Annotated in this window: 1 protein-coding gene; it reads left to right on the forward strand. The window is 66.8% G+C overall.

Annotated features, from left to right (window positions below; genetic code table 11):
- Nucleotides 1-265 (forward strand): hypothetical protein (locus tag SB753_RS37970; protein WP_410805275.1); only part of this gene is annotated, 265 nt, incomplete at both ends.

Below are 265 nucleotides of genomic sequence, written 5' to 3' on the forward strand. Positions count from 1 at the left end.
TCTGGCTGCCCGTGCCGACCGCGATGATCGGGCAGATGGAGACGGACTCCCTGCAGCCTGTGGTCTACATCGGGACGCTGATCCTCACGCAGATCACGACGCTCGCGGGCTGGCTGTATCTGCTGCGCCATCCCGACTTCACCGCCACTCCCGTCGAAGTCCTGCGGGCGGGCGTGACCGGTGATCTCGCCGCGATCATCCTGTTCCTCATCGCCCTCGCGCTCGCGGTGTTCGTCCCGACCGTCGGCTATGCGGGTCTCCTGGT

The sequence above is a fragment of the Paraburkholderia sp. SIMBA_053 genome (assembly GCF_046534895.1).
Classification (GTDB): domain Bacteria; phylum Pseudomonadota; class Gammaproteobacteria; order Burkholderiales; family Burkholderiaceae; genus Paraburkholderia; species Paraburkholderia caledonica.